The 25,416-nt window shown below is 33.8% G+C and carries 18 protein-coding genes; all 18 read left to right on the top strand.

The window, feature by feature from the left end; all coding sequences use genetic code 11:
- Positions 1-16 precede the first annotated feature (16 nt).
- The 18 genes from nrfD (at position 17) to TD29_RS04450 (ending at position 25,412) form a co-directional block, all read left to right on the top strand.
- Complete coding sequence (gene nrfD / locus TD29_RS04535) at positions 17-1,750, top strand: NrfD/PsrC family molybdoenzyme membrane anchor subunit (RefSeq protein WP_084203388.1); 1,734 nt, start codon at positions 17-19, stop codon at positions 1,748-1,750.
- A gap of 8 nt (positions 1,751-1,758) precedes the next feature.
- Complete coding sequence (locus TD29_RS04530) at positions 1,759-2,289, top strand: DUF3341 domain-containing protein (protein ID WP_040279219.1); 531 nt, start codon at positions 1,759-1,761, stop codon at positions 2,287-2,289.
- Positions 2,290-2,298: 9 nt separating this feature from the next.
- Positions 2,299-2,880 carry a c-type cytochrome gene (locus TD29_RS04525; protein WP_040279218.1) on the top strand — a complete coding sequence of 194 codons (582 nt, stop codon included), beginning with the start codon at positions 2,299-2,301 and terminating at the stop codon, positions 2,878-2,880.
- Between the two features lie 24 nt (positions 2,881-2,904).
- Positions 2,905-4,296: a hypothetical protein gene (locus tag TD29_RS04520; protein WP_040279217.1), complete on the top strand. Its 1,392-nt coding sequence runs from the start codon at positions 2,905-2,907 to the stop codon at positions 4,294-4,296.
- 27 nt (positions 4,297-4,323) lie between these two features.
- Positions 4,324-5,385: a cytochrome c oxidase subunit II gene (locus TD29_RS04515; protein WP_040279215.1), complete on the top strand. Its 1,062-nt coding sequence runs from the start codon at positions 4,324-4,326 to the stop codon at positions 5,383-5,385.
- A 24-nt stretch (positions 5,386-5,409) separates the two neighbouring features.
- Complete coding sequence (locus TD29_RS04510; RefSeq protein WP_040279213.1) at positions 5,410-7,203, top strand: cytochrome c oxidase subunit I; 1,794 nt, start codon at positions 5,410-5,412, stop codon at positions 7,201-7,203.
- A gap of 90 nt (positions 7,204-7,293) precedes the next feature.
- Positions 7,294-7,743, top strand: a complete 450-nt coding sequence (locus TD29_RS04505) for a hypothetical protein (RefSeq protein WP_152611463.1) — start codon at positions 7,294-7,296, stop codon at positions 7,741-7,743.
- Between the two features lie 77 nt (positions 7,744-7,820).
- Entirely contained in the window at positions 7,821-8,843 is a 1,023-nt protein-coding gene (gene ruvB / locus TD29_RS04500; RefSeq protein ID WP_040279209.1) for a Holliday junction branch migration DNA helicase RuvB, read from the top strand.
- Between the two features lie 127 nt (positions 8,844-8,970).
- Positions 8,971-10,302 (top strand): cytochrome P450, encoded by a 1,332-nt coding sequence (locus TD29_RS04495; RefSeq protein ID WP_040279207.1) that lies wholly within the window; start codon positions 8,971-8,973, stop codon positions 10,300-10,302.
- Positions 10,303-11,226, top strand: a complete 924-nt coding sequence (gene queG, locus TD29_RS04490) for a tRNA epoxyqueuosine(34) reductase QueG (protein ID WP_040279206.1) — start codon at positions 10,303-10,305, stop codon at positions 11,224-11,226.
- Positions 11,227-11,380: 154 nt separating this feature from the next.
- A complete protein-coding gene (locus TD29_RS04485) occupies positions 11,381-12,286 on the top strand; it encodes a DUF6503 family protein (RefSeq protein WP_040279205.1) in 906 nt (301 codons plus the stop codon).
- Between the two features lie 112 nt (positions 12,287-12,398).
- Positions 12,399-14,681, top strand: a complete 2,283-nt coding sequence (locus TD29_RS04480; RefSeq protein ID WP_040279203.1) for an NADP-dependent malic enzyme — start codon at positions 12,399-12,401, stop codon at positions 14,679-14,681.
- A gap of 122 nt (positions 14,682-14,803) precedes the next feature.
- On the top strand, positions 14,804-15,385 hold the full coding sequence (gene ruvA / locus TD29_RS04475; RefSeq protein ID WP_040279202.1) for a Holliday junction branch migration protein RuvA: 582 nt from the start codon (positions 14,804-14,806) through the stop codon (positions 15,383-15,385).
- 4 nt (positions 15,386-15,389) lie between these two features.
- Positions 15,390-22,907 carry a T9SS outer membrane translocon Sov/SprA gene (sov, locus tag TD29_RS04470; RefSeq protein ID WP_040279201.1) on the top strand — a complete coding sequence of 2,506 codons (7,518 nt, stop codon included), beginning with the start codon at positions 15,390-15,392 and terminating at the stop codon, positions 22,905-22,907.
- Between the two features lie 59 nt (positions 22,908-22,966).
- Positions 22,967-23,347, top strand: coding sequence for a glycine cleavage system protein GcvH (gene gcvH / locus TD29_RS04465; RefSeq protein WP_040279199.1), 381 nt, complete (start codon positions 22,967-22,969; stop codon positions 23,345-23,347).
- Positions 23,319-23,702, top strand: coding sequence for a VanZ family protein (locus tag TD29_RS04460; protein WP_241485204.1), 384 nt, complete (start codon positions 23,319-23,321; stop codon positions 23,700-23,702). Before gcvH ends, TD29_RS04460 begins: the two co-directional genes overlap by 29 nt.
- 64 nt (positions 23,703-23,766) lie before the next feature.
- On the top strand, positions 23,767-24,492 hold the full coding sequence (locus TD29_RS04455) for an energy transducer TonB (protein WP_040279198.1): 726 nt from the start codon (positions 23,767-23,769) through the stop codon (positions 24,490-24,492).
- Between the two features lie 116 nt (positions 24,493-24,608).
- Positions 24,609-25,412 (top strand): energy transducer TonB, encoded by an 804-nt coding sequence (locus TD29_RS04450; RefSeq protein WP_052466978.1) that lies wholly within the window; start codon positions 24,609-24,611, stop codon positions 25,410-25,412.
- Positions 25,413-25,416 lie beyond the last annotated feature (4 nt).

Raw genomic sequence — 25,416 nt, 5'->3', positions numbered from 1 at the left:
ACAATTATAATAGATTATGGCGTCTCATTACGAAGCACCTATTAGAAGACCCTTAGTTACAGGAGAAAAATCATATCACGATGTATCGGTAGATGTGGCAGCACCTGTAGAAGGAAAAGCGAACAAAGCTTGGTGGATTGTATTTTCAATCTCTCTAGTTGCATTCCTTTGGGGAGTTGGGTGTATTATCTATACTATATCAACAGGTATTGGTACTTGGGGATTAAACAAGACCGTAGGATGGGCTTGGGATATTACTAACTTCGTTTGGTGGGTTGGTATTGGTCATGCAGGAACTTTGATTTCTGCTGTGCTTTTACTCTTCCGTCAAAAATGGAGAATGGCAATTAACCGTTCTGCAGAAGCAATGACAATTTTCTCAGTAGTTCAAGCTGGTTTATTTCCACTTATTCACATGGGTCGACCGTGGTTAGGATATTGGGTATTACCTATTCCAAATCAATTTGGATCGTTATGGGTAAACTTTAACTCACCTTTACTTTGGGATGTATTTGCAATTTCAACGTATTTATCGGTATCATTAGTGTTCTGGTGGACTGGTTTATTACCTGATTTCGCTATGTTACGTGATCGTGCGATTAAACCTTTTCAGAAAAAAATATATTCATTATTAAGTTTTGGATGGTCTGGACGTGCTAAAGATTGGCAACGTTTTGAAGAAGTATCTTTGGTATTAGCTGGTTTAGCAACACCTTTAGTACTTTCTGTTCATACTATTGTATCATTTGATTTCGCTACTTCAGTAATTCCTGGTTGGCATACAACAATTTTCCCTCCTTACTTTGTAGCAGGTGCAGTATTTTCAGGTTTTGCAATGGTAAATACGCTTCTTATTATCATGAGAAAAGTATGTAACCTTGAAGATTATATTACAGTACAACACATCGAGCTAATGAATATTGTAATTATGATTACAGGTTCTATCGTAGGTGTGGCTTATATTACTGAGTTATTTATTGCATGGTATTCTGGAGTAGAGTACGAACAATATGCTTTCTTAAATAGAGCAACAGGACCTTATGCTTGGGCATATTGGATGATGATGTCTTGTAATGTGTTCTCACCTCAGTTTATGTGGTTTAAAAAATTAAGAACAAGTATTATGTTTTCTTTCTTTATTTCTATCGTGGTAAACGTTGGAATGTGGTTTGAGCGCTTTGTTATCATCGTAACATCGTTACACAGAGATTACTTGCCATCATCTTGGACAATGTTTTCACCAACATTTGTTGATATAGGTATCTTTATTGGTACTATTGGGTTCTTCTTTGTATTGTTTTTATTATACTCAAGAACCTTCCCAGTAATCGCACAAGCAGAGGTTAAAACGATTTTGAAATCTTCTGGAGAACGTTATAAAAAAATAAGAGAAAGAGGTGATAGTCTAGTTGGAACGGGATCTGATGAAAGAACTTCTAACGTAATAGCAGTGAATACTAATACGACTAGTACTACTTCAACTGAAGATAATTCTGCTAAAGTAAATGATTTACTAGGTAGTATTGGAGCATTTGATCCAACGACTCAAACTCCAGATGACTTAAAAGAAGTAAATGGTATAGGCCCTAAAATGGAAGAAGTACTTAATAGTATTGGGATCTTTACATTTTTACAGGTTAGTAAAATGACAAAAAGAGAATATGACTTATTAGACTCAATTACCGGTTCTTTTCCAGGAAGAGCAGAACGTGATGATTGGTCTGGTCAAGCTAAAAAATTAATAAACTAAAATAGTACATGGAAGCTTCAAAAGTAATTCACGCTATTTATACAGATGATGATGTTTTAATGAATGCTGTCAAGAAAGTCAAGACAGCTAGACATCATATTGAAGAAATATACACACCTTTTCCAGTCCACGGACTAGACAAAGCGATGGGACTTGCTCCTACAAGAATAGCTATTACATCATTTTTGTATGGTTGTGTTGGTTTAACTGTGGCTATCGTTATGATGAATTTCATAATGATATCAGATTGGCCTCAAAATATTGGTGGTAAACCAAGTTTTAGCTATATCGAGAATATGCCAGCATTTGTGCCAATTATGTTCGAGTTAACTGTATTCTTTGCAGCCCATTTGATGGTAGTTACATTTTATTTGAGAAGTAGAATGTGGCCATTTAAAAAAGCTGAAAACCCAGACCCAAGAACAACCGATGACCATTTTTTAATGGAGATTGCTGTGCATGGAAATGAAAATGAATTGACAGATTTATTGAAGGAAACTGGAGCGGTAGAAATTAATTTAATTGATAAAACGCATTAATTGATAGAGATGAAAAGTGTTTTTAAAATAGTAGTAGTGTTTATGGTGTTTGCTAGTGTTGTTTCTTGTCAAAAGAATACAAGACCAAACTACCAATTTATGCCAAACATGTATGAACCTATAAGTTATGAAGCTTATCAGGAAGCAGATGTAATGGTTGATGGAGAACATATATTAAGTAATAATATGGAAGCTCTTTTACCAGCTGAAGGTTCTATAGCTCGAGGTGGTCATATGCCTTTTGAAATTGAAAATACTAATGATGGTTATTTATTGGCTAAAACAGCTTTAAAAAGCCCATTAGATTCTATTCAATATGATAGATTGAGGGCAGGACAATTATATGATATTTACTGCGGAATTTGTCACGGTAAAAAAGGTGATGGTCAAGGAAATCTAGTGAAAAGAGAGAAAATATTGGGTGTGCCTAGTTATGATGATGCAGGAAGAGCTATAACACCAGGAAGTATTTATCATACAATTTACTACGGAAAGAATGCAATGGGATCTTACGCAAATCAACTTAATGAAGAAGAGCGTTGGCAAGTTGTTGATTACGTTATGGAATTGAAGTCAGACTTAGAAAAATAAGATAGATAAAGATTATATATAGATATGTATACATTTTCAAGTAAATTAAAATCAGTTGCAATTGGCCTAATTATTATAGGAGCCATTGGTGTTGCTTATGGTTTTTTCACATCTCATAAAGATTTTGCTGCAGTAGAAATGATGTTAGCGAGTGAATCTCATGGTGATGCTCATGGTGAAACTGCAACGCATCATGACACTAAAGTGAGTGATTCTCATGCAACAGAAGACACTCATTCTGAAGCTGCTCAAGCTGGTGCTAAAATTCATGGAGAACATGGACCACAAGCCGAAGTTGATGAACATACAAAACATGTGAATCACGTGATGCACGCTATGCACAATAGACCGTGGTCAGCATTATATGTTGCTGCATTTTTCTTCTTTATGATTTCACTAGGAGTATTAGCTTTTTATGCTGTGCAATATGCTTCACAAGCAGGATGGTCGCCATTGCTCTTAAGAGTTATGGAAGGTATAACGGCTTATATGTTGCCTGGTGCTGTTATTGTATTATCAATTGCTTTAGCATCTGGAATAATTGGACACTACAACTTATTTATTTGGATGGATCCAGATGTTGTGGCTCATGATAAATTAATACAAGGTAAATCAGGTTGGTTAGATATCTTCTGGTTCGGCGTTAGAGGTTTTGTATTCATCGCTGGATGGTGGTTATATAGACATTTTGCACGTAAATTTTCAATTGCTCAAGATGAAGCAGACGATAATAAAAACTTTATAAAAACGTTTCGTATCTCAGCAGCATTTTTAGTGTTCTTCTTATACACTGAATCTATTATGTCATGGGATTGGATTATGAGTGTTGATCCACACTGGTTTTCTACATTATTTGCTTGGTATGTCTTAGCAGGTATGATGGTTTGCGGTATTACGGTAATTTCAATGGTTACTATATATCTAAAATCAAAAGGATATTTGCCTAAAGTAAATGATAGTCACATTCATGATTTGGCAAAATTCATGTTTGGTTTCAGTATTTTCTGGACGTATTTATGGTTCTCACAATTCATGTTGATCTGGTATTCTAATATTCCAGAAGAAGTAACTTACTTTGTTACTCGTTTTCAAGATTATCAATTGCCATTTTTAGGAATGGTCGTGATGAACTTTGTGTTCCCATTATTAGTGTTAATGAATAGTGATTTCAAGCGTGTTAATTGGTTTGTAATCATGGCAGGTATCATAATCTTAGGTGGTCACTATATTGATATATTCAATATGATTATGCCAGCTACAGTTGGAGATCAATGGTCTATTGGAATTCCAGAAATTAGTTCAATACTTCTTTTTGCTGGGTTATTCATTTTTATAGTCTTTACTGCATTAACAAAACAGCCTTTAGAGCCTAAACGTAATCCTTTCATTAAAGAAAGTGAACATTTCCATTATTAATAAATTATATAAAGAACAGAAACGACAATGACTGCTTTTTTAACCCTTATCATAGTACTTTTCATAGCTGTTGCAATTTGGCAAATGGTCAAAATATTTGACCTAGCTCAAGTAGGCTCTTCTAATAGCCCTGTAGCTACAGATAAAGACAACACAATTAATGCATATTTAATGATGGGATTTTTGGTCTTCATCTATGCTATAACAATCATTAGTTTTTGGTATTTAGGTGATTTACCATTAATGTCTAATTCTGCTTCAGAGCATGGCCCAGATATTGATAATCTAATGATTATATCAATGATTGTCATTTTTATTGTTCAAACTATAACTCAATTTTTATTACATTATTTTGCTTTTAAGTATAAAGGAGAAAAAGGTAAGCAAGCTCTGTTTTATGCAGATAATAATACACTTGAAGCAATTTGGACCTTCGTTCCTGTAATTGTATTGGCTGGTTTAATTATCTACGGATTATTCACCTGGACTGCAATTATGAATGTAGATGAATCTGAAGATCCTCTAATTGTTGAGTTATATGCACAACAATTTAGTTGGAAAGCTCGCTATGGTGGAGCTGATAATACTTTAGGTTTAGCAAATGTGAGATTAATTGATATTGATCGTGCTAATATCTTAGGATTAGACGAAGCAGATCCTAATGCTCAAGATGATGTCATTACTACTGAGCTACATTTGCCAGTAGGTGTTCCAGTATTGTTTAAAATGCGTTCGCAAGATGTTTTACACTCAGCATATATGCCTCACTTTAGAGCACAAATGAACTGTGTTCCTGGTATGATTACTCAGTTTGGATTTACTCCAACAGTAACAACTAAAGATATGCGTCAAAATCCTGATATTCAAGAAAAAGTAGCTAATATTAATGCGCTTAGACTTGAAAATAAAGAGCAGGTAGAGGCTAGAGGCCAAGAGTTAATGTATGAGTTTGACTACTTATTATTATGTAATAAGATTTGTGGCAAATCACATTACAACATGCAAATGAAAATTATAGTAGAAACTCAAGAAGAATATGATGCTTGGATGAAAGAGCAAAAATTATTCAAAGATTCTTTAACAAAATAAAAAGATAAAAAAAGAAAATAGATTATGTCAGCACACGCAGATACTCACGCACACGACGACGATCACGGACATCATCATAAAGAGACTTTTGTAACTAAATATATATTTAGTCAAGATCATAAAATGATTGCAAAGCAGTACCTTATTACGGGTACAATTATGGGAGTTATTGGTGTTTTAATGTCAATAATGTTCCGTATGCAAATTGCATGGCCAGAAGAACCAAATGTCCTTTTTGAGGCATTGTTAGGTAAATGGGCTCCAGGAGGTGTTATGGATGCAGATATTTATTTAGCATTAGTAACCATTCATGGTACTATTATGGTATTCTTTGTATTAACAGCTGGTCTGAGTGGTACATTTAGTAACTTGTTAATTCCATTACAAATTGGAGCGCGAGATATGGCTTCAGGCTTCTTAAACATGGTGTCATATTGGTTATTCTTCTTGTCAAGCGTAATCATGATTATTTCATTATTTGTTGAAGCAGGACCAGCAGCAGCAGGTTGGACAATCTATCCACCGTTAAGTGCATTGCCAATGGCATCTGGTGGATCAGGAATGGGTATGACATTGTGGTTAGTTTCTATGGCTATATTTATTGCTTCTTCTTTATTGGGATCTTTAAACTATGTGGTAACTGTTATAAACCTACGTACTAAAGGGATGTCTATGACGAGATTACCTTTAACAATTTGGGCGTTTTTTGTAACGGCTATCATTGGTATCGTATCATTTCCAGTATTATTATCAGCAGCATTATTACTTATAATGGATAGAAGTTTTGGTACATCTTTCTTCTTATCAGATATATTTATACAGGGTGAAGTATTACACTATCAAGGAGGTTCTCCAGTTTTATTTGAACATCTATTTTGGTTCTTAGGGCATCCTGAAGTTTATATCGTAATCTTACCAGCCATGGGATTAGTTTCAGAGATTATGGCAACCAGCTCGCGTAAACCTATTTTTGGTTATAGAGCCATGATTATGTCAATTCTTGCAATTGCATTCCTTTCAACTATCGTTTGGGGTCACCATATGTTTATTTCAGGCATGAATCCATTCTTAGGTTCTGTGTTCACATTTACAACATTATTAATTGCAATACCTTCCGCAGTAAAAGCTTTTAACTGGATAACCACCATATGGAAAGGTAATATACAAATGAATCCGGCCATGTTATTTTCTATTGGTTTTGTTTCAACCTTTATTACAGGTGGTTTAACAGGTATCATTTTAGGAGATAGTGCCTTAGATATTAACGTACACGATACTTATTTTGTAATTGCGCATTTCCACTTGGTAATGGGTATCTCAGCACTCTATGGTATGTTTGCAGGAATCTATCATTGGTTCCCAAAAATGTTTGGTCGTATGCTAAACAAAAACTTAGGGTATATTCATTTTTGGGTAACTGCTATATGTGCTTACGGAGTTTTCTTCCCAATGCACTTTATTGGAATGGCAGGTTTACCAAGACGTTACTATACAAATTCTAATTTCCCATTATTTGATGATTTAGCCAATGCTAATGTAGTGATTACTATATTTGCTATTATTGGAGGAGCATTTCAGTTGGTATATTTATGGAATTTCTTCTATTCAATTTTCTTCGGAAAACGTACAGTTCAAAACCCTTGGAGATCTACAACGTTAGAATGGACTACTCCAGTAGAACATATTCACGGTAACTGGGAAGGTGATATACCTCACGTGTACCGTTGGTCGTACGATTACAGTAAACCTGGTCACGATGTAGACTTTGTACCTCAAAACGTTCCATTAAAGGACGGTGAAGAAGAGTTACAGCACTAAAATTCCCGTGAAAACGGGTATCCATAATAAATATTCAGAGACCTTTAGATTGAGCAATCATTCTAAAGGTCTTTTTAGTTATATTTGATTATGCTGAAATATAAATTCTTTATATTATTTCTATTGATTGTTTTCTCTTGTAATTCTGAAAAGAGCAATCAAGAAGAGCGTCGGATTATTTATGAATTAGAAGAAAAATACTCAACTTATATCATTAACTATTTTGAGGCTGCTCAAAAAAACTCAAATAATGATAAATATAATTTAACGAAACAGTTTGTAGAAATTAATGGTTTTAAAGAGAGATTTACTGTACATTTCAACACATGTGATGATTATTATAAAAATGAACGTTATATGAAATTAACAAATAGATATTTGAAATTATCAGATAACTATATAATACCAATTGTTCCTTCTGAAGATGCTGAATTTTCAGCAAAAGATAAAGACAAAATGCTACAAACATGGGTTGGTTCAAAAGGAATTTCATTTATAGTCCAAGAAGATGGTTTGATTAAAAAAATGAGCATGATGTAATTTCTAATCATTAACTTTGGATACAGCAAATTTCAGAATATAATTAATAAAAGATATCTGCCTGCGCAGGTAATGCCATGAACGAAAATCTAGACCCAACAGATGAAAATTTCACTCCAGAAGAACTGGATGTTGAAAAAAAGTTAAGACCCTTATCCTTTGATGATTTTACAGGTCAAGATCAAGTGTTGGAGAATCTTCAAATTTTTGTTCAGGCAGCTAATGGGAGAGGAGAAGCCCTAGATCATACCTTATTTCATGGTCCTCCAGGATTAGGGAAAACAACACTTGCTCACATTTTGGCAAGTGAGCTTAATGTTGGTATCAAAGTGACTTCTGGTCCAGTATTAGACAAGCCAGGTGATTTAGCTGGTTTGCTAACCAATCTTGATGAAAGAGATGTCTTATTCATTGACGAAATACATAGATTAAGTCCTATTGTAGAAGAGTATTTATATTCTGCTATGGAAGATTACAAAATCGATATTATGATTGAGTCTGGACCAAATGCAAGAACGGTTCAAATCAATTTAAACCCCTTTACTTTAGTTGGTGCAACAACGCGTTCAGGGTTATTAACGTCTCCAATGCGAGCACGTTTTGGAATACAAAGTAGATTACAATATTATAATACCGAGTTGTTAACTACAATTTTACAACGTAGTGCATCTATTTTGGGCGTTCCAATTTCTATGGAAGCTGCGGTTGAAATTGCAGGACGAAGCCGTGGTACACCAAGAATAGCAAATGCCTTATTACGTAGAGTACGAGATTTTGCTCAAATAAAAGGTAATGGTAGTATAGATATTAAAATTGCAAAGTTCGCTTTAGAAGCCCTCCATGTAGATGCACATGGTTTGGATGAAATGGATAATAAAATCCTTGCAACCATCATTGAAAAATTTAAAGGAGGTCCTGTTGGTATAACAACCATTGCTACAGCAGTAAGTGAAAGTGCAGAAACTATTGAAGAAGTTTACGAGCCCTTTCTAATTCAGCAGGGATTTTTAATGCGTACACCTCGAGGTCGTGAAGTTACAGAACAAGCTTATAAGCATCTTGGTAAAATAAAAGGACCAACTCAAGGTGGATTGTTTTAAATAGTACGCACTATATCAATCACCCAAAGTAGGATTAAGAGGTACACAAATGAGATGAGAATTCTTGATGCTTAATCTATTTTTCATCAAAATGACCATAAAATAAAAACGTAATAGGACACGCTTCATGAATTCAAAAAAACAAATACCTACTATTTCTTTACATAAATTCATTAAGCATTCGTTAGAAATTCTTAAAAACCCACTTCCTTTTCACCATAAAAATTTCACAGAACAAGGAGATGTTTTTAGATTAAAAATAGGGTTCAATAACAGCGTTATTTTTTGTAGAAATGCAGCTTTAGCAGTGTATGTACTTCAGAAGAATCAAAAAAACTATGTAAAATCTAAAATCCAAACGGAAGACTTAGTTAAATATGTAGGTGAAGGCTTGTTAACTTCCGAAGGAGACAAATGGAAAAAACAACGTAAAATGATGCAGCCTGCTTTTCATAAAAAGCAGTTGGAGAATTTATTAAGTGGCATGCAAGAAACCATCGTTTCAGAGTATGAAAATATTGAGGTGAATACAGTTGTAGATATATTCCCTACGCTCAATGATTTAGCCTTTCAAACCGTTGTAAAATCATTATTTACAAAAGCTGCACGATCTAGAGATATGGAACGTTTGCAATACGTAACCGAAGCAAATCAACGTATGTTGGTTAAAGAATTACGTCAACCTTATCTAGGTTGGTGGTTCAAAGCAAGTGGTACAATTAAAAAACATTTGGATCTTTCAAAAGAGGCTAGAATAATTTTGAAAGGTATCGTTGACGAACGAAAATCATCTGGTAAACGTTATGATGATTTATTAGATATGTTGATAGAAACCAAATATGATGACGGTTTGGGTATGAGTGAAGAACAACTCATAGATGAAATTCTAATTATTTTTACTGCAGGTCATGAGACCACATCAAATGCATTGACATTCACGTTTCAGTTATTAGCAAAACATCCAGAATGGCAAGAAAAGATTTATGCTGAAATTTCTGAAGTAAATCAAGAAACCAATGATTTAATGCAACGTGTTTTGGCATCAAAAATTTGTCAGCAAGTTATTGAAGAGTCCATGCGTTTATATCCTCCAGCCTATTTTATAGATCGCGTTAATATTGCCGAAGATCATTTTGATGATATGAATTTTGAACCTGGCTCTAATTTATTGTTTTCGGTATATGAGATGCATCGTCATCCAAAACTTTGGGAACAACCAAACGAGTTTAAACCAGAACGTTTTGAAGAGGGTTCACGTAAATTTTCATCACAATATTTCCCTTTTGGTGCAGGACCTAGAAAATGTATTGGTAACAATTTTGCGATGTTTGAAATGATTATCGCCATAAGAGAAATAGTATCTAAGTATAAAATATATGCAGAATTTGAAAACATTGAAATTACACCATTAATTACTTTAAAGCCTGAAAATGCATTTCTAAGATTTGAACCTAGATAAGTGATTAATAACAAATCTAAATACAGTCAATTAATAAAAGATGAGGCCCAACGCCTCGGGTTTTTATCTTGTGGTATAAGTCCATCAGGATTTCTAGAAGAAGAAGCACCTCGATTAGAAAAGTGGTTAAAAAACAACGCACATGGCGAAATGCGTTATATGGAAAACCATTTTGACAAACGCCTCGATCCCACAAAACTCGTTGAAGGATCAAAAAGTGTGATCTCATTACTCTTAAATTATTTTCCTTCGGAAATTCAAAACCCAGAAAGTTATCAACTCTCAAAATACGCTTACGGTACCGATTATCACTTTGTCATCAAAGATAAACTGAAAGAATTGTTACATACAATCCAAACGGAAATAGGAGACGTTAACGGACGAGCATTTGTAGATTCTGCTCCAGTTTTAGACAAAGCTTGGGCAGCCAAATCTGGTTTAGGATGGATTGGCAAACACTCTAACTTATTGACTCAAAAAGTTGGATCATTCTATTTTATTGCAGAGCTTATTATCGATCTAGAACTAGAATATGACCATATAGTTTCAGATCATTGCGGTACATGTACAGCTTGTATAGACGCGTGCCCTACAGAAGCAATTACTGAGCCTTATGTTGTTGATGGTAGTAAATGTATTTCATATTTCACGATAGAACTTAAAGACAATATTCCTTCCGAAGTAAAAGGAAAATTCAATGATTGGATGTTTGGCTGCGATATTTGCCAGGATGTGTGCCCTTGGAACCGGTTTTCTAAAGCACATAGCGAACCCTTGTTTAATCCGCATCCTGAATTGTTAGATATGACAAAAAAAGATTGGGAAGAAATTACTCAAGATACGTTTAGTAAAGTATTTCAGAAATCAGCAGTAAAAAGAACTAAATTTTCTGGATTACAACGAAATATTAATTTTTTGAAATAGTTGAATTAATCATTTAAGAATTATCATGTACATTCATTTAGAGACTCATTAATGCATTGGTCGTAAGTATCACGTTTTCCATAAAACTAATTATTTTTGAAATGTCAAGATCATCATTACGACTTTAGTTTATTAACCAATAAAAAATAGAATAATGAAAATATCACATAAACTATTAGGCTTAGTTTTAGTATTAAGTCTTATAGCTTGTAAGGAAACTACCGGTGAAACAACCGTTGAAAAAACTGTAGAAGAAACATCTAAATCGCAATATGATATCCCAGACTCATGGATTCAAAAAAGAGTAGATGCAGCTAATAAAAGATTAAACGCTACAGAGGCTGGGAAAGTGTTATGGAGTGCGATGGAAGCTCATGGAGGTTTGAAAACTTGGTATTCTAATGGTTATTTTTCATTTCGTTTTAACTATCAACCCGTAAATGGCAAAGGTATAAGGGATTCATATCAAACTATTGATACTTGGAGTAATAAAGCTAGACATCATAGTATAGAAGATCCATCTTCAATCTATGGTTGGGACGGAAACGAATCGTGGGTAAAAGCTAAAGACAGTACCTCTTTTGATTATGATACTGCTTTTTGGGCACTAACACCTCTGTATTTCTCTGGACAGCCTTTTGTTTTAGATGGAGAAGGTGTTAATCTAGAATTGTTGCCGGAGCAAAACTTTAAAGGTAAAGCACAAAAAGTTATAAAAGCAACATATGATGCAGGTGTAGGGTCTGCTCCTGATGATTATTACATACTATATGTAAATGCAAAAACTAATTTAGTAGATGCTTTTAAATATATAGTATCATACCCAAAGTATTTTCCAAACGGAGGTCATGCTCCAGAGAAAATTACGGTTTCTCAAGGAACTACAACTGTCAATGATATCACGTTTTCAACAGGCTTTAAAACATATTGGTCAACCAAAGATAAAGATGGCTTAGGTGAGTATATTACTAAAATAGAAGTGAGTGATCTTAGCTTTTCTCCTGCAGTTGATAAAAACTTTTTTTCTAAACCTGAGGGAGGAAAAACAATAAATAAGTAATTGTAAAATAATTTAATAAGAGCCTTAATAATCAATCAATGATTACTAAGGCTTTTTGTTTTTCTTTCTTATAAAACAATTATCTTTGTAAATCATTTAATACGCAACTAAAATGAGCAAACAAAGTAAACGCAGAGAAGCTTTAGTGTATCATGCTAAGCCTACTCCAGGTAAAATTCAAGTCGTACCAACAAAAAAATATGCTACACAAAGAGATTTGTCTTTAGCCTATTCGCCTGGTGTTGCTGAACCTTGTTTAGAGATTGAAAAAGATAAAAAAAACGCCTATAAATATACAGCTAAAGGTAACTTAGTTGCTGTGATTTCTAATGGAACTGCAGTATTGGGACTAGGTAATATAGGTCCTGAAGCCTCTAAACCTGTTATGGAAGGTAAAGGTTTGCTCTTTAAAATTTTTGCAGATATTGATGTATTTGACATTGAAGTTGATACCGAAAATGTTGAAGAATTTATTCAAACCGTGAAAAAAATAGCACCAACTTTTGGTGGTATAAATTTAGAGGATATTAAGGCTCCTGAAGCTTTTGAAATAGAACGTCGTTTAAAAGCAGAATTGGATATTCCGGTAATGCATGACGATCAACATGGTACTGCAATAATTTCTGCAGCTGCATTATTAAATGCTTTAGAGATTGCAGGCAAGAAAATAGATGACGTACAAATTGTTATAAGTGGAGCTGGTGCTGCCGCGATTTCTTGCTCGAGATTATACCAAGCTTGTGGAGCTAAGCGCGAGAATATGGTCATGCTAGATAGTAAAGGTGTTATTAGAGACGATCGTGATAATTTAACCAAAGAAAAGGCTGAATTCGCAACCCATAAAAAAATTGATACTTTAGATGAGGCTATGAAAAATGCCGATGTTTTTATTGGTTTGTCAATGGCAGATATTGTGTCACCAGACATGCTTTTGGCTATGGCTAATGATCCGATTGTGTTCGCGATGGCAAATCCTAATCCAGAGATTCCTTATGATATTGCAATTGCTACTCGTAAAGATATCATTATGGCAACTGGTAGGAGTGATCATCCTAATCAAGTAAACAATGTACTTGGTTTTCCATTTATTTTTAGAGGAGCTTTAGATGTGCGTTCAACAAAAATAAACGAAGCTATGAAAATGGCCGCAGTTTATGCTTTGGCTAATTTAGCTAAAGAGCCAGTACCAGAGCAAGTTAATATCGCTTATGGGGAAACACGTTTAACTTTTGGACGTGACTATATCATCCCAAAGCCATTTGATCCTAGATTAATTGCAGAAGTGCCTCCAGCAGTAGCAAAAGCAGCTATGGAGAGTGGTGTTGCTACAGAGCCAATTGTAGATTGGGATAAGTATAAAGATGAACTTTTAGAGCGTTTAGGATCTGATAACAAAATAGTAAGACTATTACTAAATAGAGCAAAGATGAACCCAAAACGTGTGGTTTATGCTGAAGCCGATCATTTAGATGTACTTAAGGCAGCTCAAATTGTTTATGATGAAGGTGTTGCCATTCCTATTTTATTAGGAAGGCGTCAAACGATTCTAAAATTAATGGAAGAGATTGAGTTTGATGCAGATTTAGAAATTATTGATCCAAAATCTGACGAAGAAGAAGAACGAAAAAATCAGTATGCAAAAGTCTATTGGGAACAACGTAGACGTAAAGGTGTAACGCTTTATTCCGCAGAAAGAATAATGCGAGAACGTAATTACTATGCTGCGATGATGGTAAATATGGGTGATGCAGATGCATTGATTTCTGGTTATGCTAGAAGTTACCCGCTAGTCGTAAAGCCTATGTTAGAGCTAATAGGTTTAGCCACTGGTTCTACTCGTGTTGCAACTACAAATGTAATGATGACACAACGTGGTCCAATGTTTTTGAGCGATACCTCTATTAATATAAATCCGTCAGCTAATGATCTTACGAGAATAGCTCAAATGACGGCTGGTGTTGTTAAAATGTTTGGTATGGAACCTGTGATGGCAATGATATCGTACTCTAATTTTGGATCTTCAAAAAATCAAACAGCAGTTAAAGTTAGAGAAGCAGTTGAGTATTTACATAAAAGGCATCCTGATTTAATTGTTGATGGTGAATTGCAAACCGATTTTGCACTAAATAGAGAATTACTAGAAGAAACGTTTCCATTCTCTAAATTGGCAGGTAAAAAAGTGAATACGCTAATTTTTCCAAATTTAGAGTCAGCCAACATTACTTATAAACTCTTAAAAGAACTTAATAAGGCAGACTCAATTGGACCTATTATGATGGGAATGAAAAAACCAGTTCACATACTACAATTACATGCAAGTGTAGATGAAATAGTAAATATGACAGCTATCGCAGTGATTGATGCTCAGCAAAAAGCAAAATTATTGCGTAAGTAAGTCAAGTGTAATACCATACCAATCGCCTTTGTAATGCAAATAATTTTATTACATTTGAGTTTTCAATTTTAATTGTGATATAGGAGTACTATTTTACTATTGAAATTAAACACAGTTGAGTAATGATAACACATATTCAAGGTAAATTAGTAGAGAAGAACCCAACAGATGTTGTTATAGACTGTAATGGTGTTGGTTATCTTTTAAATATATCACTACATACATTTTCACAAATTCCAGATCAAGAGGCTCTCAAATTATATGCGCATTTAATAGTGCGAGAAGATTCTCATACACTTTATGGGTTTTCAACCATTGCAGAACGTGAAATCTTCAAATTATTGCTATCTGTAAGTGGAATAGGAGCAAATACTGCAAGAATGATGCTGTCGTCTCTAACACCACAGCAAGTGAAAGAAGGTATTGCTCATGGAGATGTAGCATTAATCCAATCTATTAAGGGAATTGGAGCCAAAACAGCAGCACGAGTAATACTAGATTTAAAGGATAAAGTACTTAAAGTGTACGATATTGATGAAGTTTCTGTTAATAAGAACAATACGAATAAAGATGAAGCGTTATCAGCTTTAGAGGTTTTAGGATTTGCTAAAAAACAAGCAGAACGTGTTGTAGAAAAAATTGTATCAAAACAACCAGATGCCACGGTAGAAAACATTATTAAAGAAGCGCTAAAAAATTTATAGAAATTTGAGTACAACTAACTTTACTTATTCAAAATCATACCGACTACTATTAGTAATTGCTTCAATATTGATTAGCAGTTTTGGCTATGCACAAATTAATCCTGCCGAACAAGACTCAACAAAAACCGGATTTTCTTTAGGAAAGCTTAGTATTCCTAACCCTCAAAGTATTGTTTCAAAATATACATATGACCCAATAACAGATAGATATATTTATACAGAAACTGTTGGGAATTTTAATATTAATTATCCTATTATATTAACACCAGCAGAATTTCATAGACTCGTTTTGCTCGAACAACAGCAAAAATATTACAAGCAAAAAATTGATGCTGCAGCTGGTCAAAAAGAAGGTGCAGAAGATGAACAAAAAAACCTTTTGCCAGAATTTTATGTTAATTCAGGGTTTTTTGAAACTATTTTTGGAGGTAATACAATTGAAGTGATACCACAAGGTTCTGCAGAAGTAGATTTAGGAATCCTTTTTACCAAACAAGATAATCCAACATTTTCTCCTAGAAATCGAAGTAATTTTACATTCGATTTTGATCAACGTATAAGCCTAAGTTTATTAGGTAAAGTAGGTACACGTTTACAAGTAACTGTAAATTATGATACTGAGTCCACATTTGATTTTCAACAATTAACAAAATTAGAATACACACCAACCGAAGATGATATTGTTAGAAAAATAGAAGTTGGTAACGTAAGTATGCCACTTAACAGTTCGTTGATAACTGGTGCACAAAGTTTATTTGGTGTTAAAACCGAATTGCAATTTGGTAAAACTAGAGTGACTGCAATTTTCTCTGAACAAAAATCACAGTCACAATCTGTAGTAGCTCAAGGTGGTGGTACGGTTGAAGAATTTGAATTCTTTGCAAGAGATTATGATGAGAATAGACACTATTTCTTAGCACAATATTTTAGAGATACTTATGATGAATCAATGCTGCGTTACCCTTACATTGCTAATAATATACAGGTTACAAGAATAGAAGTATGGGTAACCAACAGAAGTAATCAAACTGAAAATGTTAGAAACGTTGTTGCGTTGCAAGATATTGGTGAATTTGAAACTATTGGTTTAAATGGAGGTGTGCCTCCAGGAGGATTTATAAATGCAGCTGGCTCACAATTTCCTGATAATGATAATAATGCATTTGACCCAACAAATATTGGTGGAGCAGGTTCATTTTTATCTTCTGCTGTAAGGGATATTACAACTGCAGAACAAGGGATTTTAACTCCTGCTAATGAAGGGTTTGACTTCGGAAAACTTGAAAACGCGAGAAAGTTACAACAAGGAAGTGATTATACGTTAAGCCAACAATTAGGTTATATTTCTTTAAACCAAAGATTACTTAATGATGAGATTCTTGCCGTTGCGTTTCAATATACTATTGGAGGTCAAGTGTATCAAGTAGGTGAATTTGCTAATGATGGTGTGAATTCTACTGCTTCAGGAAATGATACCGATAGTGATGGTGTTCCTGATTCTATAGACGCAGATGTTGATGGTGATGGTGTTGTGGATAATGGACCAGATACAGATGGTGACGGAATCAATGATATTGGTGATGCAGATGTTAATGGCGATGGAGCAGTTGATAATGGACCAGATGCTAATTTTGATGGAATTAATGATAGCTATGTAACGATACAAGAAGGATCTACACAAAGTTTAATTGTTAAAATGTTGAAGAGTCCAATTACAGATGTCAATCAACCTATTTGGGACTTAATGATGAAAAACATCTATGATACTGGAGCTTTTCAATTAGATCAAGAAGATTTTAGGCTTAATATTTTCTATACAGAAGCCTCACCTTTAAATTATATCTCGCCTGTAGAAGGTTCTACGTTTCCAGAATTTGATAATAATACACCATTTGATACATCTGATGACGGACAAATATTAGATACACCATTAATTAGATTATTTCATTTAGACAGGTTAAATTATAATAATGATCCGCAAGCTGGTGGTGATGGTTTCTTTGATTTTGTTCCAGGAATGACTGTTTTAACCCAAAATGGTAAAATTATATTCACAAAAACCGAACCTTTTGGTCGTTATCTCTTTGATATTCTTGATGATGATGGAAATGATTTTGATAATGAGGCAGATTATGAATATAACGAAGGTGATGCAGGAGCAGATCCGTATAACTTAAATCAGCTTAAGTATGTTTATGATATTCTTTACAAGGAAACAAAAACAGCAGCCTTAGATGAAGCTGAGAAAAATAAATTCCAAATTAAAGGTCGTTATAAATCTTCAGGTGGTGATGGGATTCCGTTAGGAGCATTCAATGTGCCTAGAGGATCTGTGATTGTAACTGCTGGTGGACGTACCTTAGTTGAAGGTCAAGATTATACCGTAAATTATCAAATTGGACGTGTTTATATTATTGATGAAGCGTTAAAATCTTCTAATATTCCTATCAATGTTTCGGTAGAAAATAATGCCGTATTTGGACAACAAACAAGACGATTTACAGGTGTAAATGTTGAGCATCAATTTAATGAAAACTTTGTACTAGGTGCTACACTTTTAAATCTAAATGAGCGTCCTATTACTCAAAAGGCCAATTATAATTCTGAACCAATTAATAATACCATCTTTGGGTTTAATGGTAATTATTCAACCGAAGTACCGTTTTTTACACGATTGGTTAATAAACTTCCAAATATAGATACAGATGCACCTTCAAACCTATCAGTAAGAGGTGAGTTCGCATATTTAGCACCAGGTGCTCCTAAAGGAACAGACTTTGATAATGAAGCTACGGCATATGTTGATGATTTTGAAGGAACACAAGGCGCTATAGATTTATTATCACCTCAATCTTGGTTCTTATCTAGTAGACCAAGAGGATTAGGTAGAACCTATGCTGGTTTTGGTGGTGAAGATGAAAATGGAATTCAAAATGGTTTTGATAGAGCCGTATTAAACTGGTATACAATTGATCCTATTTTTTATAGTAATCAACGTCCAGGCGATATTAGTGATGAAGATGTTTCTGATCTTTATACGCGTCGTGTATTTATCGATGAAGTTTTTCCTGAAATTGATGTTGCTCAGGGTCAAAGTACGGTGATTAATACTTTAGATTTAGTGTATTATCCTACAGAAAGAGGACCTTATAATTTTCAACCATTAAATCAAACTGATACCGATGGAAATGGGTTGATAGATAGTCCTCAAGATAGTTGGGCAGGAATTACAAGGCAAATTACCTCTACAGATTTTGAACAAGCTAATGTAGAATATATTGAATTTTGGTTAATGAATCCGTTTATGGACGATAGTGGTGACACCATATTAAGTGCATCTCCTGGTAGCCTATTTATCAATTTAGGTAACATTTCCGAAGATGTCATAAAGGATGGGAAAAAACAATATGAAAATGGATTGCCAGAGGATGGAGATATTACGCCTTTATTACCTGTAACAGCCTATCAAACGGTTGTGCCAAGAAATCAATCACTCATCTATACTTTCTCAACAGGAGGAGAAGAACGTGATAATCAAGATGCTGGTTATGATGGTTATGATGATGCACAAGAAACGATACAATTTGGCTCAACCTTTGGTCCAGACCCTTCAAATGATAATTACACGTATTATTTAAACACTGAAGGAGATATTTTTGAGCGTTACAAAAAATATAATGGTTTGCAAGGTAACTCTCCAGATGTCTTTACAGATACTAATAGAGGGTCTACTGTACAACCTGATGTTGAGGATATCAACCGAGATAATACCATGAATACTATTGATAGCTATTATCAATATGAGGTTAAAATTGATCCAACTACATTAAATGCTAGTAATCCACAAATTAATGATGTCAAAACGCGTCCAGTAACATTGCCAAATGGTCAAACAGCAGATGTAACTTATTATCAATTTAGAATTCCAATTTCTGAGCCTACTGATGCTATTGGAGGTATTTCAGATATTAGATCAGTTCGTTTTGCTCGTTTGTTTTTGAAAGATTTTGAAGAGAAAACAGTTATGCGTTTCGCAACTTTAGATTTAGTGCGTAGTGATTGGAGACGTTATCAATTAACACTTGATGAAGAAGCAAATAATGATGATGATAATACAGATTTTACCGTAGGTGTTGTTGGCCTTCAACAAAATGAAGGTAATTATTTCTTACCACCAGGAGTTGTATTAGAGCAGTTAAATAACAACAATAATATTATTAGACAAAATGAACAATCCTTACAATTAGAGGTTTGCGATTTAGAGCCACAAGATTCTCGTGGTGTTTACAAAAATGTTAATGTAGACATGAGACAGTATAATAAGCTGCGTATGTTTATACATGCAGATCCAGGTGAGTCTACAACCATGCTAAGTGATGGTGATTTAATAGGTTTTATTCGTATGGGTAATGACTTTACTCAAAATTATTATCAAATTGAAGTGCCTTTACAAGTCTCTTCAGGAACGTCTACTGCAGAATCTGTTTGGCCAGAAGCCAACGAAATTAATATTGATCTATCTGTATTAGAACAAGTAAAATCTTTAGGAATTGCAGCCGGCTCTTTAGCTAACTTAGAACCTTCATTTTATGATCTTATAGGTGATGACTTAACGGCAACTTCAGAGTATGCTTTACCTGTTGTACCTGGTCAACAAAGAATTGGAATTAAAGGAAATCCAAACTTTGGAGACATACGAGTTTTAATGGTAGGTGTTAAAAATTCTGGTCAAAGTGGAATGGATGCATGTGGAGAGATTTGGTTTAATGAACTTCGTTTAGCCGATTTAGATAATGAAGGTGGTTGGGCAGCTGTTGCAGGAATGGATGCTAATTTTGCAGATTTTGCCAATATCAGCGCAACAGGACGTAAAAGTACTATAGGTTTTGGGTCGGTAGAGCAAAGACCAAATGAGAGAAGTAGAGAAGATGTAGAGCAGTATGATATCGTAACTAATTTAAATTTAGGACAGTTATTACCTAAAAAATGGGGAATTCAATTGCCTTTTAATTACGCTATTGGTGAAGAAATAATTACACCAGAGTATGATGAGTTTTATCAAGATATTAAATTACAAACACAATTAGATAATACAACAAATCGGGATTCAATATTAAATGTAAATGAGAATTATACAAAACGAAAAAGTATAAACTTTATAGGTGTTAGAAAAAATAGAACAGGTGATGCTAAGCCACGTTTCTATGATGTAGAAAACCTAACATTTAACTATTCTTATAACAAGGAAGAACGACGCGACTTTGAAATCGAAAATGCCTTAAGTCAGCAAGTAAGAGCTGGAGTTAATTATGCTTATAGTTTTGATGCTAAACCTATAGAGCCATTTAAGAAAAACGATTCTCTGTTTAGAGGTAAATATTGGAAAATTTTAAAAGATTTTAATTTTAACCCAGTACCAACAAGTTTTACAGTGAATTCTGATATCATTCGTCAGTTTAATAAGCAAAAGTTTAGAGAAGTAGATTTAACAGGAGATAATATTGGTTTAGAAGAGTTGTTTCAAAGAAATTATAATTTCAACACGCAATATGCCCTCAATTATAACTTAACAAAAGCATTGAGTTTAAACTTTACAGCTGCAAATACAAATATTGTAAGAAATTATTTTGTTGATGATGTTTTAAACGGCCGACAAAACCCAGAATTAGATGTATGGGATGGCTTCTTTGATTTTGGTGATCCAAATATTCAAAATCAACAATTACAACTTAACTATGAAATCCCGTTATATAAGATTCCTACATTAAGTTTTATGAGAGCGACCTACTCATATACAGGAGATTTTCAATGGCAAAAAGGATCAGATTTAAATACGAATCTACCTATTGAAAACGAAGATGCACCTGGTACATTTACGACTTATAATTTAGGGCATTCCATTCAAAATGCAAATACGCACAATATTAACTCCACATTTAATATGGAGACATTGTATAAGCATGTTGGTCTAACTAAAAAGAAAAAAAGGAATACAAGAGTGTCTAAACGCCCAACACCAGGAGCTTTAGGTAAAGATGGGAAATCTACATCGCCTGCAGCTGCCTCTAATGAACCAGCAAAAAAAGGTGCAGGCTCTAAAATATTAAATGCAGGTATAGATTTGTTAACAGCAGTTAAGCGTATTCAAATAAATTATACCGAAAATAACGGTTCATATTTACCAGGTTATTTAAGAACTCCAGGGTTTATAGGTACCTTTAAGCCAACATTAGGGTATACTTTTGGTAGCCAAAGAGATATTAGAGGTCTAGCAGCAAGAAATGGTTGGTTAACGGTATATGAAGATTTTAATCAACAATATAGCGAGACAACAAATCGTATTTTAGATATTTCAGCAGATATAGAATTAATTCCCGATTTAAACATAGATATTACTGGTGGACGTACTTATTCCGAAAGTATAACACAAAACTTTAGAGTTGAAGATTTTGTCGATGCCAATGGTAACTTAGGGTCAGATGGTGTGTTGGATTACAATCCTTTAATTACTAATTCCTTCGGAAACTTTAATATTTCAACCGCTTTAATTAAAACATCATTTAGTAAAAGTGATGAAAACCAATCTGCAGCATTTGATGATTTTAGAACCAACAGATTAGTTGTCGCAAGGCGTTTAGCACGCGAGTTTTATGGCAATGATAACTATTCTATAGATGCAGAAGGCTATCCATTAGGGTTTGGTAAAAACAGTCAAGCAGTATTATTACCATCATTTTTGGCAGCTTATAAAGGTACAAATCCAGATAAAATTAGTTTATCTGCATTTAGAGATATTCCAATTCCTAATTGGCAATTAAAGTATACAGGCTTCATGAAAATGAAGTGGTTTAAAAAACGATTTAAGCGTTTTTCAATAACACATGGTTACCGTTCTAGTTATACAATTAATCAATTTAGAACAAATTTAGATTTGCAGCCAGGAGATTTACAACCAGGTGTAGCCTATGAAGATCAACCTAATTTTAGTGAAGTTGTAGATCAATCGGGTAACTTTAAAAATCAAACTATTTTTAGTAATATCAATCTAGAAGAACAATTTAGTCCTCTGTTTAGAATCGATTTTGAAATGAAAAATTCAGTCAAGATCTTAGCTGAAATGAAGAAGGATCGTATTTTATCTATGAGTTTTGATAATAATTTATTGACAGAAATTCAGGGTCATGAATACATATTAGGTTTAGGCTATCGTATTAAAGATTTACGCATTCGTTCTAAATTAGCCGGACCAAAGCAAGTGATTAAAAGTGATTTAAACATGAAAGCAGATGTTTCAGTAAGAAACAATAAAACCATTATTAGGTATTTAGATATCGAAAACAATCAAATTACTCAAGGTCAAACCATTTGGGGATTAAAGTATACAGCAGATTATGCGTTTTCTAAAAACTTAACTGCCATTTTCTATTTTGATTATACTTTCTCTGAATACGAAATATCCACTGCTTTTCCACAAACGACAATTAGATCAGGATTTACATTGCGTTACAATTTTGGAAATTAGTAGCATATAATATCTAAAAAAATTACATTTGTAAACCATACAAAAAATTAGATTATACCATGAATATACCATCAGATTTAAAATACACAAAGGATCACGAATGGATCAAAATTGAAGGTGATACCGCTACAGTAGGTATTACAGATTTCGCACAAGGAGAACTTGGAGATATCGTTTATGTTGAAGTAGAAACACTCGATGAAACTTTAGACATCGAAGAAATATTTGGTACGGTTGAGGCCGTTAAAACCGTTTCAGATTTATTCTTACCACTCTCTGGAGAGATTATAGAGTTTAACGAGAGTCTAGAAGACGAGCCAGAAAAGGTGAATACAGATCCTTATGGTGACGGTTGGATGATTAAAATTAAATTTTCTGATGCCTCAGAAATTGATAATCTATTATCTGCCGATGATTACAAAGCTCTTATTGGTGCTTAAAAAATGGGCATTGCCTATTTTAATATTATATGCTTTAGCATTAACAACTGTTAGCCTAGTTCATTTAGGAGGTATGCCAAGTTTAGGCTCCTCGTTTGATGATAAGATTTTCCATTTTATAGCTTATTTTTTGTTCACTGTTCTTGTCTATAATTATAGTAGAACCAAAAAAGGAACGTATATCATATTAATATCTGCTATATGTGTAATTATTTATGGCATTATTATTGAAGTTCTTCAGCATGTATTAACATCTTACAGAACGTTAGATGTTTTTGATGCATTAGCAAATACATTAGGAGTAACCTTTGCAACTCTAATTATTAAATTTAGAAATAAACTAAAGTTAAATTAAAATAATAGCTTGCTTTTTTAACAAAAAATTGGTTAATTTAGCATTCAGAAAACCTTTTAAGCACATGGAACCTAAAAAGAATATTAAATCAGATGTAAGCAGAAACAGCTCGCTGTATTTTGCCGTAGGAATGGTATTGATGATGGCTCTAACTTATTTGACTATTAATTATAGATCATATGAGAAAGAAGTTATTGATATTGGACAATTAGACTTAGACGCTCTTGAAGAAGAAGATATTCCTATTACAGATCAAAAAATAGTTCCACCACCTCCACCACCTCCACCACCTGTAGTGCCTGAGGAAATTGAAATCGTGGAAGATGAAAAGGAAATTGAAGAAACAGTAATTGAATCTACAGAAACTGACCAAACTGAAGAAATCGTTGAGGTTGAAGAAATTGAAGTTGAAGAAGTAGAAGAAGATATAGATGTACCTTTTAACGTTATTGAAAATGTACCAATTTTCCCAGGTTGTGAAAATGAAAAAGGTAACAATGCTAAAAAGCAATGTATGTCTGATAAAATTAGCAAGTTTGTAAACAAAAAATTTGATACAGATTTAGCTAGTGAATTAGGTCTATCTGGAAGACAGCGTATCAACGTGATCTTTAAAATTGATAAAACAGGTAACATCGTTGGTGTACGAGCAAGAGCTCCGCATCCAGGTCTTGAAAAAGAGGCTAAGCGAGTGATTAACTTGTTACCTAAAATGAAACCAGGTAAACAAAGAGGTAAGCCAGTAAATGTACCTTACTCTTTACCAATCTTATTTCAAGTGCAAGACTAGATATTATATAACATATCATAAAATTTCAAAATCCCATCTAAGTAATTAGATGGGATTTTTACTTTGGTATGCTTATTGTGATTTAAACATAATATTAACATTTTAAATCAAATATTATGAAAGATTTTAAAAAATCGCACGATATTGCTGGTCAGAGCAATAAAAATGTGCAAAAATCACACAAGCACGATGCAAATTTACAAAAAAACTCATCGTTGTATTTTCAAATCGGACTCATTCTTTGTCTTCTTGGTACCTACGCCTTATTTGAGATGAAGTTTGAAAACAAAGTATTTAAACAAGACCTTGTTATCGTTGATCCTGATGATAGTCCTTATTTCACACCAACAATTATTGTGGAGCCCAATGTACCTCCAAAAGCAGATCCAATTAAAAAGCCAAAAGAAAAACAACTCATTGATGATCCAATAATTGTAGATAATGATACACCAGATGTTGAAACACCAAACATTATTACAGATCCGCCAACAACAGATAAACCTATTAATCCTAATACGTTCGAAGATCCTGTAGATCCTAGTAAAAATGAGAAAATTGAGGCGCCTTTCAATTTAAATGGTGTTGAAGTGGTACCTGTATATCCAGGTTGTGAGAAAAAAACAACCAATGGAGAGCGTATTAAATGTATGAACGAAAAAATCACCAAATTAGTGCAGCGTAAATTTGATACCGATCTTGCCGGAGAACTAGGGTTGTCTGGTACACAACGTATCAATGTTCAGTTTAAAATTGATAAAAATGGAAATGTTTCAGAAATCTTAACCAGAGCACCACATCCAAGTTTAGAAAAAGAAGCAGAGCGTGTAACAAACAAAATTCCACAAATGGAACCAGGTTTGCAAAGAGAGCAACCAGTATCTGTACTTTATAATCTTCCAATTGTATTTAAAGTGAATTAAACTT

Origin of the sequence: Psychroserpens damuponensis (genome assembly GCF_000826655.1) — a bacterium.
Taxonomy (GTDB): Bacteria; Bacteroidota; Bacteroidia; order Flavobacteriales; family Flavobacteriaceae; genus Psychroserpens; species Psychroserpens damuponensis.
Note: the sequence above shows the minus strand (reverse complement) of the source record. Positions and strands in the feature narration are given on the sequence as shown.